At 39.5% G+C, this 12,460-nt stretch carries 12 protein-coding genes; 9 read left to right on the forward strand and 3 right to left on the reverse strand.

What is annotated here, in order from left to right:
- Window positions 1-69: 69 nt before the first annotated feature.
- The 5 genes from OQZ33_RS11545 (at window position 70) to OQZ33_RS11565 (ending at window position 5,502) form a co-directional block, all read left to right on the forward strand.
- Window positions 70-1,059 (forward strand): alpha/beta hydrolase, encoded by a 990-nt coding sequence (locus OQZ33_RS11545; RefSeq protein ID WP_265799180.1) that lies wholly within the window; start codon window positions 70-72, stop codon window positions 1,057-1,059.
- Between the two features lie 169 nt (window positions 1,060-1,228).
- Window positions 1,229-1,846, forward strand: coding sequence for a hypothetical protein (locus OQZ33_RS11550; protein WP_265799181.1), 618 nt, complete (start codon window positions 1,229-1,231; stop codon window positions 1,844-1,846).
- A 52-nt stretch (window positions 1,847-1,898) separates the two neighbouring features.
- Window positions 1,899-2,891 (forward strand): pectinesterase family protein, encoded by a 993-nt coding sequence (locus OQZ33_RS11555; protein WP_265799182.1) that lies wholly within the window; start codon window positions 1,899-1,901, stop codon window positions 2,889-2,891.
- Between the two features lies 1 nt (window position 2,892).
- Entirely contained in the window at window positions 2,893-3,816 is a 924-nt protein-coding gene (locus OQZ33_RS11560; RefSeq protein WP_265799183.1) for an alpha/beta hydrolase, read from the forward strand.
- Window positions 3,817-3,858: 42 nt separating this feature from the next.
- Window positions 3,859-5,502, forward strand: a complete 1,644-nt coding sequence (locus tag OQZ33_RS11565; protein ID WP_265799184.1) for a glycoside hydrolase family 28 protein — start codon at window positions 3,859-3,861, stop codon at window positions 5,500-5,502.
- A 91-nt stretch (window positions 5,503-5,593) separates the two neighbouring features.
- Here OQZ33_RS11565 and OQZ33_RS11570 read toward each other — a convergent pair whose 3' ends face one another.
- Window positions 5,594-6,454 (reverse strand): LysR family transcriptional regulator, encoded by an 861-nt coding sequence (locus tag OQZ33_RS11570; protein ID WP_265799185.1) that lies wholly within the window; start codon window positions 6,452-6,454, stop codon window positions 5,594-5,596.
- Window positions 6,455-6,526: 72 nt separating this feature from the next.
- Between OQZ33_RS11570 and OQZ33_RS11575 the strand changes: the two genes are divergently transcribed.
- The 4 genes from OQZ33_RS11575 (at window position 6,527) to OQZ33_RS11590 (ending at window position 10,626) form a co-directional block, all read left to right on the forward strand.
- Complete coding sequence (locus OQZ33_RS11575) at window positions 6,527-7,060, forward strand: GNAT family N-acetyltransferase (protein ID WP_265799186.1); 534 nt, start codon at window positions 6,527-6,529, stop codon at window positions 7,058-7,060.
- 180 nt (window positions 7,061-7,240) lie between these two features.
- Window positions 7,241-7,807 carry a helix-turn-helix domain-containing protein gene (locus OQZ33_RS11580; RefSeq protein ID WP_265799187.1) on the forward strand — a complete coding sequence of 189 codons (567 nt, stop codon included), beginning with the start codon at window positions 7,241-7,243 and terminating at the stop codon, window positions 7,805-7,807.
- Between the two features lie 84 nt (window positions 7,808-7,891).
- Window positions 7,892-10,309 (forward strand): heavy metal translocating P-type ATPase, encoded by a 2,418-nt coding sequence (locus OQZ33_RS11585; protein ID WP_265799188.1) that lies wholly within the window; start codon window positions 7,892-7,894, stop codon window positions 10,307-10,309.
- A 92-nt stretch (window positions 10,310-10,401) separates the two neighbouring features.
- Window positions 10,402-10,626: a heavy-metal-associated domain-containing protein gene (locus OQZ33_RS11590; RefSeq protein WP_265799189.1), complete on the forward strand. Its 225-nt coding sequence runs from the start codon at window positions 10,402-10,404 to the stop codon at window positions 10,624-10,626.
- A 219-nt stretch (window positions 10,627-10,845) separates the two neighbouring features.
- On the opposite strand, the gene OQZ33_RS11595 is transcribed toward OQZ33_RS11590, so the two are convergent.
- Both OQZ33_RS11595 and OQZ33_RS11600 read right to left on the reverse strand, forming a co-directional pair.
- On the reverse strand, window positions 10,846-11,709 hold the full coding sequence (locus OQZ33_RS11595) for an SDR family oxidoreductase (RefSeq protein ID WP_265799190.1): 864 nt from the start codon (window positions 11,707-11,709) through the stop codon (window positions 10,846-10,848).
- 79 nt (window positions 11,710-11,788) lie between these two features.
- A complete protein-coding gene (locus OQZ33_RS11600; protein WP_265799191.1) occupies window positions 11,789-12,358 on the reverse strand; it encodes a Crp/Fnr family transcriptional regulator in 570 nt (189 codons plus the stop codon).
- Window positions 12,359-12,460 lie beyond the last annotated feature (102 nt).

A 12,460-nucleotide genomic window follows, 5' to 3' on the forward strand; every position in this document is an offset into this window, starting at 1 on the left:
AATGGAGACAAAGGTTATTCCATTATCATTTCGGTAATATATCATGCTATAACCATCATTCAGGAAAATATGAGATTAAAAGTTTTGTTGGGCTTTGCTGTAACTACCATTAGTTTAACTGTATGTTTTGCACAGAATAGCACAACCATACCAAAAGACTCCTCTTACAATGCCCAAAAAGTTTACAGTCAAATTCACAAAGATTATCCTTACGCCACATTGGTTAAAGATGAATTGCCTGCTAACGTTAGCCAATTCAGGGATGTGATTTACACTACTTTGCCTATTACGCGTTTTGGAAAAAGAGATTTACACGCAGATATTTTTAGACCGAAAACCAAGAAGCTGTTGCCGGCTTTGATTATGGTTCATGGTGGAGGCTGGCGGTCTGGAGATAAATCAATGGAAGTTCCGTTGGCACAATTGATTGCAAAACAAGGCTTTGTTGCCGTGCCGGTTGAATATCAGCTCTCTCTGGAAGCGCCGTATCCGGCGGCCGTTCATAATTTGAAGGCAGCTGTTCGTTGGTTAAAAACAAACTGGGAAAAATATGGTGTTGATACCAATAAAATTGCAATTTCCGGAACATCTGCTGGCGGTCAGCTTGCAGCGCTTGTTGGCACCACAAACGGCTTACCGCAATTTGAAGGAGATAGGGCTAATTCCATTGCTTCGAGTAGTGTTAACGCCATTGTTGACATAGATGGTGTGATTAGTTTTATAGCTCCAGCTTCACTTAACCTCAATCGGAAACCAGATTCTCCCGATATTGCCTGGCTCGGTGGCAGTTTCCAGCAAAAGCCTGAGATATGGCGTGAAGCTTCTGCAGGTTATTGGGCAAATGAATCTACCGTTCCAATGTTGTTCATCAATAGCGGTTTTTCCCGATTTCATGCTGGTCAGGATGAGTTGGTAGGTAGCCTTAAAGAATGGGGTATTTACCAGGAAGTGCACAAGTTTAATATAAAGATTCATCCGTTTTGGCTATTCCATCCCTGGGCTGATGAAACCGCTAATTATATCTCCGATTTCATGAAGAAAGTTTTCAGTATGAAATAATCTTCGATGTGTGATTGGAATTTAGAATTATCGATCTGCTTGTTTTACAAAAGCTTCAAATAGGTTTTTGCAAAGCTGAATAATATTCGCTATTACTAATTAACATGTACACAATCGTTGTTTTTCAATTGATCTCATCGGAGTTACTAAACATTTAAAAAACTGAGAAATGATGTCAAAAATTTTATCTCAAGATCTTCAGTCGCAGTCGCTAAAAGAGTTTGTTCAGAAGGCTGTACTTAATTTATATGGAGCAATACCTTCAATAGGTTGTCCAGAATTAAGCCGATCGGATACAAACTCCCCACTTAATCAGTTCGTTAAACACCTAAGGATTTCTGGAGCCCAGGTATTTATCAATAATGATGACTATTTTTTCTCGAGGGCATTTGGCCCCATTTCTGAACGCTTAAAAGGAAAGACCAGAAGAGATATCCGAAAATCACTTGCATTCTTAAGGATAAGAACCTATACCAACTTCAATTTTCGTGTTGCTGCAGGTGTAGCTTCTCATGGTGCGTTGTTCATCACTAAGCCAGATATGATTCAACTCCAATTGCTAAACCAATGCCGTTTCGCAAAGCTGTTTATTTATGAAGAGGACATTTTATCTAACTTTCATCAAGCCGATTCGGTACTTACACAGAATAACCAAACCGATGGCTATTATGTTTCTGGCCCTAACAATCTGGCTTTTACGCCTGTCAATTTCGTTAGAAATATTAGTGGTTTGAGCGTTTATATCATCAGAAAAAAAGTTGTAGTAAAATCCAGGTCAGTGTTTTAAAAAAATCAACCAAAAAAATACCCTATCTGTTAGAGATAGACAAAATAGATATATGAGAAAATTTCAACTATTTCTTTTTTTATTGATAGTGCTAAGCCAGTCCGTTATCGCCAAGCAACCTGATATTAAATTCACGGTATCGCAGGATGGAAAAGGCGATTTTAAGACTATTCAAGAAGCCGTCAACGCTGTTCGCGATCACATGCAATTCAAGGTTTCAATCTTTGTCAAAGCGGGAACCTATCGCGAAAAACTGGTGATTCCTGCCTGGAAAAAGAATATCATGCTTATAGGAGAGGACAAGGAAAAAACAATTATCACCAATGGTGATTATACGGGGAAACCTTTTCCCAGCAAAGACTTTACTGGCAATCCAAAATACGGCACCTACACTTCATATACCGTACTGGTACAGGGAAATGATTGCAGTATAGAAAATATGACCATTGAAAATACGGCTGGTACGGTTGGACAGGCAGTAGCACTGACCATTGAAGCCGATCGTTTTAGTGCCAAAGATTGCTCTATTTTGGGTCATCAGGATACGCTTTACACTTCCAAAGATGGGAGGTGTTATTTTGAAAACTGTTACATTGAGGGCACTACAGACTTTATTTTTGGTGAAGCTACAGCAGTGTTTTACAAGTGTATGATCAAAAGTCTGGCTAACTCTTATATCACGGCGGCATCAACCACTAAAGAGCAGGCTTTCGGATACGTATTTTTGGAATGTCAGCTGATCGCCGCTCCAGGCGTTCAAAAAGTTTACCTCGGCCGTCCTTGGCGGCCATTTGCAAAAACCGTTTTCATCCGCTGTGATATGGGATCGCATATTGTTCCTGAAGGATGGCATGCCTGGCCTGGAGATCCGTTATTTCCAGATAAAGATAAAACCGCATTTTATGCGGAGTACGGAAATGTTGGGCCAGGAGCTAAATCACAGGGAAGAGTGGCATGGTCAAAGCAGCTTTCTAAAAGAGAGGCAGGGTCTTACACAATCAAAAATATTTTAGGTAACTGGTTGCCAACTTTTAAATCTCTTTAAAATGTATTCGATAAAAATAGCTGCGTTTTTAGTTGCCTCCTGGTTAAGTTTTGCCAGTGCCCAGGAGTTCATCCCGCTATATGCCAAAGATAAAATTCCAAATTCGAAGGGTACCGATAGAAAGGACAGTATTGCTAATGAACGGATATTTCGGGTAGCAAATCCTGGGATGTACTGTTATTTTCCTTCAAAGCAAGAAAATAAGGGGGCAGCGATAGTGATTTGCCCTGGAGGTGGTTACGAGCGGTTGGCCTATGTGATTAGCGGAATACAATTGGCCAAATGGTTCAATACCATGGGCATTTCGGCGTTTGTACTCAATTACCGTTTGCCCAATGATGCCGATTTAATAGAAAATGCGAAGGCACCGCTACAGGATGCACAACGGGCACTCAAGGTTGTTCGAAGCAATGCTTTAAAATGGGGAATCAAGCCCGACAAAATCGGAATACAGGGTTCTTCGGCCGGAGGGCATCTGGCCAGTATGGCAGGAACCAGCCTAAACGATATATCGAAAATTGGTGATAGTTTAGATCAGGTATCGGCTCGGCCCAATTTCATGATTTTGGTGTCCCCGGTAATTGATATGGGAAAATACGCCCATAAAGGCAGCAAAAAGAACCTGCTCGGACCAGGAGCAGATGCTACATTGGAAGCCAAATATTCTCCACAGTTACTGGTAACCAAAGAAACTCCATCCAGCTTTATTGCTGTCGCATTTAACGATCAGGCCGTAGATCCACACAATAGCCTGTTATTTTATCAGGCTCTGCTCGAACACCAGGTACCGAGCAGTCTACATGTGTTTCCACAAGGGGCACATGCTATCGCTTTGAGAAACAACCCGGGAAGTGCAGAACTATGGATAGCACTTTGCGAGAAATGGATGTATGAAATGGATATCATTCCGATAGTACTAAAATAAAATAACAGAAATTTTCGATTAAAAACATAAGCACATTTAACTATGAAATCAAGGATATTATTGCTCACATTATTGAACCTTACCTGTTCGGCATTCGCTCAAAATAAAACAAGCTCGTTTTCCTGGGAAAATCTACCAAAGATCAGCAGACCAACATTTAAGGCTGATACCCTTTCAATTGCAAAATTGGGCGCTAAAAGCGATGGTATATTTTTAAACACCGAAATCATCAATGCTGCGATTGCAAAATGCAGTAAGAATGGAGGCGGCACTGTGTTAATACCTCAAGGTATCTGGCTTACAGGTCCGTTATATTTGAAAAGCAATGTTGAGCTGCACCTGGATAGAGGGGCAAATTTGATTTTTAGTAAAGACAAATCATTGTATAAGCTGATAGAGGGAGATTATGAGGGGAAACCGGCTGCCAGAAATGAATCACCGATTAACGGAAATGATCTGGTAAATGTGGCCATCACCGGGAATGGCATTATTGATGCAAACGGAGATGTATGGCGTGCTGTAGGGCAATCGCAACTTACAGCTTCACAGTGGTCTGCGAAAGTGGCCTCCGGTGGGGTGTTGAGTGATGACAAAAAGACCTGGTATCCAAGCGAGCAATTTAAAAAGACACATTTAGAAGGTAAAAGCATGCTGCTTCAGGCTGGTAAACCGCTGGAATCTTTCAATGATATGAAAGATTATCTGCGCCCCAATCTGTTGGTGCTTAAAAACTGTAAAAAGATATTGCTGGCTGGAGTTACTTTTCAGAATTCTCCGGCCTGGTGCATTCACCCGCTTTTGTGTGAGGATCTGACTGTCGAAAATGTGACGATCAAAAATCCTCACTATGCACAAAATGGCGACGGCATCGACATAGAATCCTGTACACGGTTTCTGGTTGAGAACTGTGTATTGGATGTTGGAGATGATGCCATTTGTATCAAATCGGGGAAAGATGAAGAAGGTAGAAAGAGGGGAGTAGCCTGTGCCGAAGGGGTAATCCGTGGAAATACGGTTTATAGCGGACATGGAGCGGTGGTAATAGGAAGCGAGATGAGTGGTGGTGCAAGAGATATCTTTATAGAAAACTGCACTTTTATCGGTACAGACAAAGGCCTACGCTTTAAATCGACCCGTGGAAGAGGTGGTGTGGTGGAGCGAATTTATGCCAGAAACATCACGATGAAAGATATTCATCAGGAGGCGATTTTCTTCGACATGTTCTATTTTGTAAAATTTGCAACAGATGGTAAGCGTAACGATTCTCCGATAGTTAACGAGGGTACACCAGTTTTCAAAAATATGTTATTTGAAAATATTACCTGCCAGGGAGCCAAGGTTGCGGTATTTATCCGGGGGTTATCTGAAATGCCTGTTCAGAATATCGCCATACTCAACTCGAATTTAGTAGCCGAAAAAGGCATCGAACTTACAGATGCATCCGGAATTCGTTTCGATAATGTTGGTGTGTTTACGCAGAATAAAGCACCATTGATATCTGTTGCAGGGGTTAGGAACGTTCATCTGAACAAGTTAAAGTTTTCTACAGGAACACCGCTGCTACTGTCAATTGATGGAGATAAAAATAGGGATATTGTGATTACCAATACAGATTTGAAGAAGGCAAATAAAAACCTGGAACTAAAAAACGGCGCTTCAGAAAAAGAAGTCACGCTGAGCAAATAATCTTCTAATGACAACTAGCGAAACTCATTATTTTTCGGAATAAAAGCGACTGCTTTTGAGTATTAACTTAGTTAAACTCAATGGCAGTCGATTACAAAATTAACTTCAATACATTGGAAAGAATCGGATTATGATCATCGGCTCGCCAATTAAGATACAGGTCAGTTTGGAAGGGAAGCTTAATAAATCGCAAACCCGGACTTTCATGATACGAGTAAGAATCTGGCAAAACGGCTATTCCCAAACCCTTGCGAACTAAGGCAATGATAGTTGAACCGAATTCAGAATAGAGATAAACCTCAGGTACAAAATCAAATGAGTTAAATAGCTGTTGGATAATGTAACCATAACTACTTCCTTCATCTATAGTTGGTAAGATAAATTTTTGTTTCTCAAGTGTTTCCTTTGTTAAATTTTCAAAGGTTTGGTAGGGATGATTTTCTGGTATCACCAAGGCTAAATAATCGGTATAGATTTTCTTAGATTTAATGCCAGGTACGGTATTGATATCTCTGGTTATCGCCAAATCAATCTTATAGTTCCTCAAAAACTCCTGTTGGTTTTCATACAATATCTGAACAAGCTCAACCTGTAATTTGGGGTATTCGGTAGAAATATTCGCCAAAATATCAGGCATGATAGAAGCGGAAATAGAATCGGGGTGCGCAATTTTTATGGTACCACTTTCTCCAAGATGGATCTGCTTTGCCAATTGATGGATATACTCAACTTCGCTCAACTGCACTTCCCATTTATCTTTTAAAAACTTGCCGGCCGGCGTTAGTTTTACATTCCTTTTGTTACGCTCAAATAGTAAAAGCCCTAACTCATTTTCCAACGATTGAATTTGGCGGGTTAAAGCAGATTGCGTGATGTTCATTTCTGCTGCCGTATTCCAATAATGGAGCTTGCCCGCAAGTGCTAAAAAGTATTTGATTTGCTGGATGTTCATTAATGCAATTTAATCATTAATAATTGAGCAAATAGCATTTTATTGCATTTGTTGAATATGTAAATTTGGAATATGGAAAACATAGAAATACTTCCGGTTGAAGCTAAAGATGTGCTGCATCTTCAGGATATCAGCAAACTGACTTTCTCTCAAACATTTTCAGCTATTAATTCCGAAAAAAATATGGCCAAATATCTGGAGGAGAGCTTTTCTATTGATCAGCTGAATGAAGAATTGAACAATGAGTCATCACTATTTTATTTTGCAAAGTTGAATGATGAGGTGATCGGCTATATGAAACTAAATACAGCTGAAGCGCAAAAAGAGAACCAAAATGACAACGCACTTGAGATAGAAAGAATTTATGTATTGCAGGAATTTCACGGCAAGAAGGTCGGCCAATTGCTTTATCTCCACGCTATTAAAGTAGCCGGGGAAATGAGTGCAGATTATGTTTGGTTAGGTGTATGGGAGAAAAATTTTAGGGCGATTGCCTTCTATAAAAAAAATGGATTTGTAGCATTTGATCAACATGTATTTATATTGGGCGATGACAGGCAGATCGACATTTTAATGAAACTAACATTAGCTCAGCGGAATGAATAAAGTTTTGCCGGTGAGATTTTGATGTGCTAACGTTGGTGTTGGAGTTTAAAACTATGGAAATCTTGTTTAGTTCTAATGTCTTTTAAAACAATGGATGGTCAATTTTTTAATTGCCGCTAATTACTCATTGAATTATATCGTAGATTTGACCACACATTTGGACCTACCAAGACTAGAAATATGAGCGTACTCTTTATAAAAAATATGGTTTGCAATCGCTGCATTATGGTGGTTCAAAGTGAAATGGATAAGCTTGGATTAGCCGTAGAACATATAAAACTGGGAGAAGTTACGCTTGAAAAAGAGCCAACTGTTAGTGAAAGAACTGCTTTGGAAGGTGCGCTAGTACCATTAGGTTTTCAGCTGATAGACGATAAAAAAAGCAGAATCATAGAACAAATCAAAAATGTAATCATTGAGTTGGTACATCATCAGGATAATGATGCTAAAACCAATTTGTCGGATGTTTTAAGTGAGAAACTGCACCACGATTACAATTACCTTTCTAACTTATTTTCGGAGGTGGAAAGTACCACAATCGAAAAATATTTTATCGCACAGAAAATTGAAAAGGTAAAAGAACTATTGGTTTATGATGAGCTGTCATTGAGCGAAATTGCTTTCCGACTGAACTATTCAAGCGTAGCTTATTTAAGTAACCAATTCAAAAAAGTAACGGGATTAACGCCAAGTCATTTCAAACAAATAAAAGAAGAGAAACGGAAACCATTAGACCAGGTGTGGTAAATCTTACAAATCAATTCCATAATTCCACAATAACTATTCTCCATATTGTTGCCAATTTTGTATTGTAAATAAAGCAATAGAATTATGGCTACAAATAACAATAACGAAACGGTTTACATTCCTCTAGAAGATGTAGAAAGCGAACATTGCGCTTTAATCGTTGAAAAGGGATTGGCAAAGGTTGATGGTGTAACATCCCCGAAAGTAGAACTCAACAACCGCAGAGCAGCCATTACCGTTACAAATAATGAGACAGTTGGCAAAGCCGTCGCAGCTATTAAAGACTTAGGCTATGGTGTTCCAACCGTAAAAAATACCTTTCCTGTTTTGGGAATGACCTGTGCTTCTTGTGCGGGAAGTGCAGAAAGTATCGTAAAGTATGAGCCGGGTGTGATTGAAGCTTCTGTCAACTACGCAACCGGAAATCTGACCATTGAGTACCTTCCCAATATGACGGACGCTAACAAACTGCAAAAAGCGGTTCAGGGTGTTGGTTATGACCTGCTCATCGTTGAAGAAGCAAAGCAGCAGGAATCCCTGGAGACCATCCATGCAGAAAAATTCAAAAAGCTAAAAAACAAAACTATCTGGGCGGTTATATTATCATTACCCGTGGTAACCATCGGTATGTTTTTTATGGATATGCCTTATGGAAACGAAATTATGTGGTTCTTTTCTACCCCTGTGGTACTTTGGCTGGGTAAAGATTTCTTCATCAACGCGTGGAAACAAGCCAAACACCGTTCTGCCAATATGGACACGTTGGTCGCTTTGAGTACAGGAATTGCGTATATATTCAGCGTATTTAATATGCTTTTTATGGATTTCTGGCACCAGAGAGGATTGCACGCACACGTCTATTTTGAAGCAGCTGCAGTGGTCATCGCCTTTATCCTTTTAGGTAAATTATTGGAAGAAAAAGCTAAAGGAAACACCTCTACTGCCATTAAAAAATTGATGGGCTTGCAACCTAAAACGGTAATGGTAATAGCACCAGACGGAACAGAAAAACAAACCGCTATTGAAGCCGTAAACGTAGATGACATAATTCTGGTAAAGCCCGGCGAAAAAATTGCTGTGGATGGAATGGTTACTTCCGGTAATTCGTATGTAGACGAAAGTATGCTGAGTGGCGAACCCGTTCCGGTACTAAAAACAGAAAATGAAAAAGTATTTGCCGGAACCATTAACCAAAAAGGAAGTTTTCAATTCAAAGCAGTGAAAGTGGGTAAGGAAACTATGCTTGCCCAAATCATTAAAATGGTGCAGGATGCACAAGGCAGTAAAGCGCCCGTTCAAAAATTGGTGGATAAAATTGCCGGCATTTTCGTTCCGGTGGTGATTGGCATTGCCGTTCTTACTTTCATTTTATGGATTATTTTAGGTGGCGAAAATGGTTTAGTAAAAGGTTTATTAGCGGCCGTTACGGTATTGGTGATTGCTTGTCCTTGTGCTTTGGGCTTGGCTACACCAACGGCAATTATGGTCGGAGTGGGCAAAGGTGCAGAAAATTGTATTTTAATTAAAGATGCAGAAAGCCTTGAATTGGCCAAGAAAGTGAATGCAATTGTTTTGGATAAAACCGGAACAATAACACAAGGAAGGCCTGAAGTAACAAGTATCCAATGGCTGAACAATAATGACACAACAAAAACTATTTTACTGAGCATCGAAAAACAATCAGAGCATCCATTGGCGGAAGCTGTAGTGAAACATTTGGAAGGCGTTGCTACCGCGCCTTTAGCCAACTTCGACAGTATCACGGGTAAAGGTGCTAAGGCAGAACACGATAACGAAACCTATTTTGTAGGAAATAAAAAGCTCCTGGCTGAAAACAATATTGCGATTGCAGAACAATTAAAAACCCAGGCCGATGATTGGGGTAAACAGTCTAAAACAGTCATTTGGTTTGCAAACAGCAAACAGGCACTTTCTGTTATCGCTATTTCAGATAAAATCAAAGAAACATCGGTTCAGGCAATCAAAGAAATGCAGGAAATGGGTATCGAATTGTATATGCTTACAGGCGACAATGAAGCCACCGCTAAAGCAATTGCCGAGCAAACAGGCATCCTGCATTACAAAGCCGAAGTATTGCCACAGCACAAAGCCGATTTTGTAAAAGAACTGCAGCAGCAAGGTAAAATAGTAGCCATGGTGGGCGACGGAATTAATGACAGTACCGCTCTAGCAACAGCCGACGTAAGTATTGCAATGGGAAAAGGCAGCGACATCGCAATGGACGTAGCCAAAATGACCATCATCTCATCAGACCTTGCCAAGATAGCACAGGCAATACGTTTATCAAAACAAACCGTGGCTACCATTAAGCAAAATCTTTTTTGGGCATTTATTTACAACCTGATTGGCATACCCCTGGCTGCCGGATTGTTATTTCCGATCAACGGTTTCTTGCTAAACCCAATGATAGCCGGAGCGGCTATGGCTTTGAGTAGCGTAAGCGTGGTGAGTAACAGTTTAAGGTTGAAATGGAAGAAATAAATCAGTAAATATTATAAATCAAATAAAGAAAACTACAACGACAAAACGGGTTAATTGACGCAAATTTGTACTATCAAATAAAATATAACATAATGGAAAATAATAATCAAGATTTACAATTCAAGACAAATATCAATTGCAGCAGCTGCGTAGCAAAAGTAACCCCTTTTTTAAATGATGCCAAAGGTATAGGACAATGGGAAGTAGATACTACGAATAGAGAAAAAATTCTCACCCTAAAATCTGAAGGAATTACTGAACAGGAAGTAATAGAAACCGTTCAAAAAGCTGGTTTCAAAATTGAACCCATAAAGTAATTCAGAAAAATACGAGACCCAACAGCGGTATTTAACATCGTTGTAATTATCCATTACACAGCGTTAAAAATTGTCTTTAGTTGGGCGTTTGCCATTTGGCAAACATCAATTGAACGAGTTTCTAAATTCTATCAGAACTTGTCGCCAAAAAATAAAACCTTCCACAGAATGAAGGTTTTATTTTTAATGCTGCAATGAAAATTTGATGGTTTCAATTTTTTACTTCAACAAACCGCCCATTCCAAAGGCAGTCAACGCTTTCTCATATTGAACTTGAACGGCATCATTTGCAGCTTTAAGGTATTCCCCTGTGAATGGATCAACATTGGTTCTTATCGGACGCTGACCTTTGGGTAAGCTGATTAAATTTACCACTGCATCTGCAACATCTAGCGGGTTAGGATTTAAGGTTTCAAATGCCTTGCCAACAGCCGCACCCATTTTATTAGGATAATCTGCTATGACTTCGTAAGCATCATTAACCGAAGCATCGGAACCGGGATTGAATTTTTGTGACATCTCCGTCGGAAAAGCACCAGGTTGTAGGATGGCAACGTCAACACCTAATGGTCTTACTTCGTAATGCAAACCTTCGCTAATGCCTTCCAAACCAAATTTTGAAGCACTGTACATTGTTGCAAAAGGAAACGAAACGGCACCAAATCCGCTGGTGATATTGATGATGAGACCTTCGGATTGTTTACGCATAAATGGCAACACCAATTTCATCAATCGCCAAGGTGCGATGACATTGATATCGAACATTTCTTGAACATCGGTGGTTGTAAAACTTTCGGCCACGCCATTTCTGCTAAAACCCGCATTGTTTACCAAAACATCTATTGTTCCTTCTTTTGCGATGATGGTATCTATGGCTTGCTGCACACTGTTTTCATCCGTAAGTGCAACATCCAGAACGGTAATGTTTTCTATCTCGGAGAGGGCTTTTGCTTTATCTGAATTTTTACCGTTTGTATCTCTCATTGTTGCGTAAACTTGATGTCCTAAGGCTGCAACGCTTTTTGCAGTAAGCCATCCAAACCCGCTATTTGTTCCTGTAATTAATACAACTTTTTTGTTCATTATATTTTGTTTAAAATTAATGGTACAAAGTTCCGAGCTTTAAAAATTAAAACATTTACCATTTGGTAAAAAGAGATTTTTACAGGATGTTTTTTCTAATTCTACTCAACGACTGTTGGGTAACGCCCAAGTACGAAGCGACCAATGATAGCGGAACACGATTGATAAGCATTGGATATTTTTCAAGGAATGAGAGGTAACGAGTTGTGCCATCTTCCGAAACTAACGGACTTCTTCTATCCATCGCATCTGTTAAACATTTTTGGGTTATTTTAGCTGCAATCCTGTCCCAGTCAACTATTGTGTTTGAGAGGGCGTCCCAATCTTTTTTAGTAAAAGCGAGCAATTTGCAATCGGTAACAGCCTGAATATAATCTGTTGCTGTTGCCTGTGCCTCAAATTTTTGCTGGTCTGAAACAAAGCTGTATTCGTCAATAAAGTAATTGGTTATCTCTTCACCTTTGTTATTGTAATAGCAACACCGAAAAACACCTTCTAAAACAAAACCAATGTATTTTGGGATTTTTCCTGCTTCGGAAAAATAATCATCTTTTTTCAGTTCCAGTTCCGTTGTCTTGCTCTTGATAAAGTCGATTTGCTGTTGGTTCAAATTGCCGAAACGCAGTATATATTCAATTAATTTTTCCATTGTGGTAAAGGTAGCAAATGGCTTTAATTAGAGATTTACCATTTGGTAAAAAGTCATGGAGCTTTCTATTTGACCAACGATGACGTAAATCTTACAAATATT

Source organism: Pedobacter sp. MC2016-05 (assembly GCF_026239735.1).
Taxonomy (GTDB): domain Bacteria; phylum Bacteroidota; class Bacteroidia; order Sphingobacteriales; family Sphingobacteriaceae; genus Pedobacter.

What these genes read in the sequence shown, in the direction of transcription:
- OQZ33_RS11595 (WP_265799190.1), bottom strand. Translation starts at nt 11,709, where the DNA reads ATGAACAAAAAAGTTGTATTAATTACAGGAACAAATAGCGGGTTTGGA.
- OQZ33_RS11545 (WP_265799180.1), top strand. Translation starts at nt 70, where the DNA reads ATGAGATTAAAAGTTTTGTTGGGCTTTGCTGTAACTACCATTAGTTTA.
- OQZ33_RS11590 (WP_265799189.1), top strand. Translation starts at nt 10,402, where the DNA reads ATGGAAAATAATAATCAAGATTTACAATTCAAGACAAATATCAATTGC.
- OQZ33_RS11565 (WP_265799184.1), top strand. Translation starts at nt 3,859, where the DNA reads ATGAAATCAAGGATATTATTGCTCACATTATTGAACCTTACCTGTTCG.
- OQZ33_RS11600 (WP_265799191.1), bottom strand. Translation starts at nt 12,358, where the DNA reads ATGGAAAAATTAATTGAATATATACTGCGTTTCGGCAATTTGAACCAA.
- OQZ33_RS11580 (WP_265799187.1), top strand. Translation starts at nt 7,241, where the DNA reads ATGAGCGTACTCTTTATAAAAAATATGGTTTGCAATCGCTGCATTATG.
- OQZ33_RS11555 (WP_265799182.1), top strand. Translation starts at nt 1,899, where the DNA reads ATGAGAAAATTTCAACTATTTCTTTTTTTATTGATAGTGCTAAGCCAG.
- OQZ33_RS11585 (WP_265799188.1), top strand. Translation starts at nt 7,892, where the DNA reads ATGGCTACAAATAACAATAACGAAACGGTTTACATTCCTCTAGAAGAT.
- OQZ33_RS11570 (WP_265799185.1), bottom strand. Translation starts at nt 6,454, where the DNA reads ATGAACATCCAGCAAATCAAATACTTTTTAGCACTTGCGGGCAAGCTC.
- OQZ33_RS11550 (WP_265799181.1), top strand. Translation starts at nt 1,229, where the DNA reads ATGATGTCAAAAATTTTATCTCAAGATCTTCAGTCGCAGTCGCTAAAA.
- OQZ33_RS11575 (WP_265799186.1), top strand. Translation starts at nt 6,527, where the DNA reads ATGGAAAACATAGAAATACTTCCGGTTGAAGCTAAAGATGTGCTGCAT.
- OQZ33_RS11560 (WP_265799183.1), top strand. Translation starts at nt 2,893, where the DNA reads ATGTATTCGATAAAAATAGCTGCGTTTTTAGTTGCCTCCTGGTTAAGT.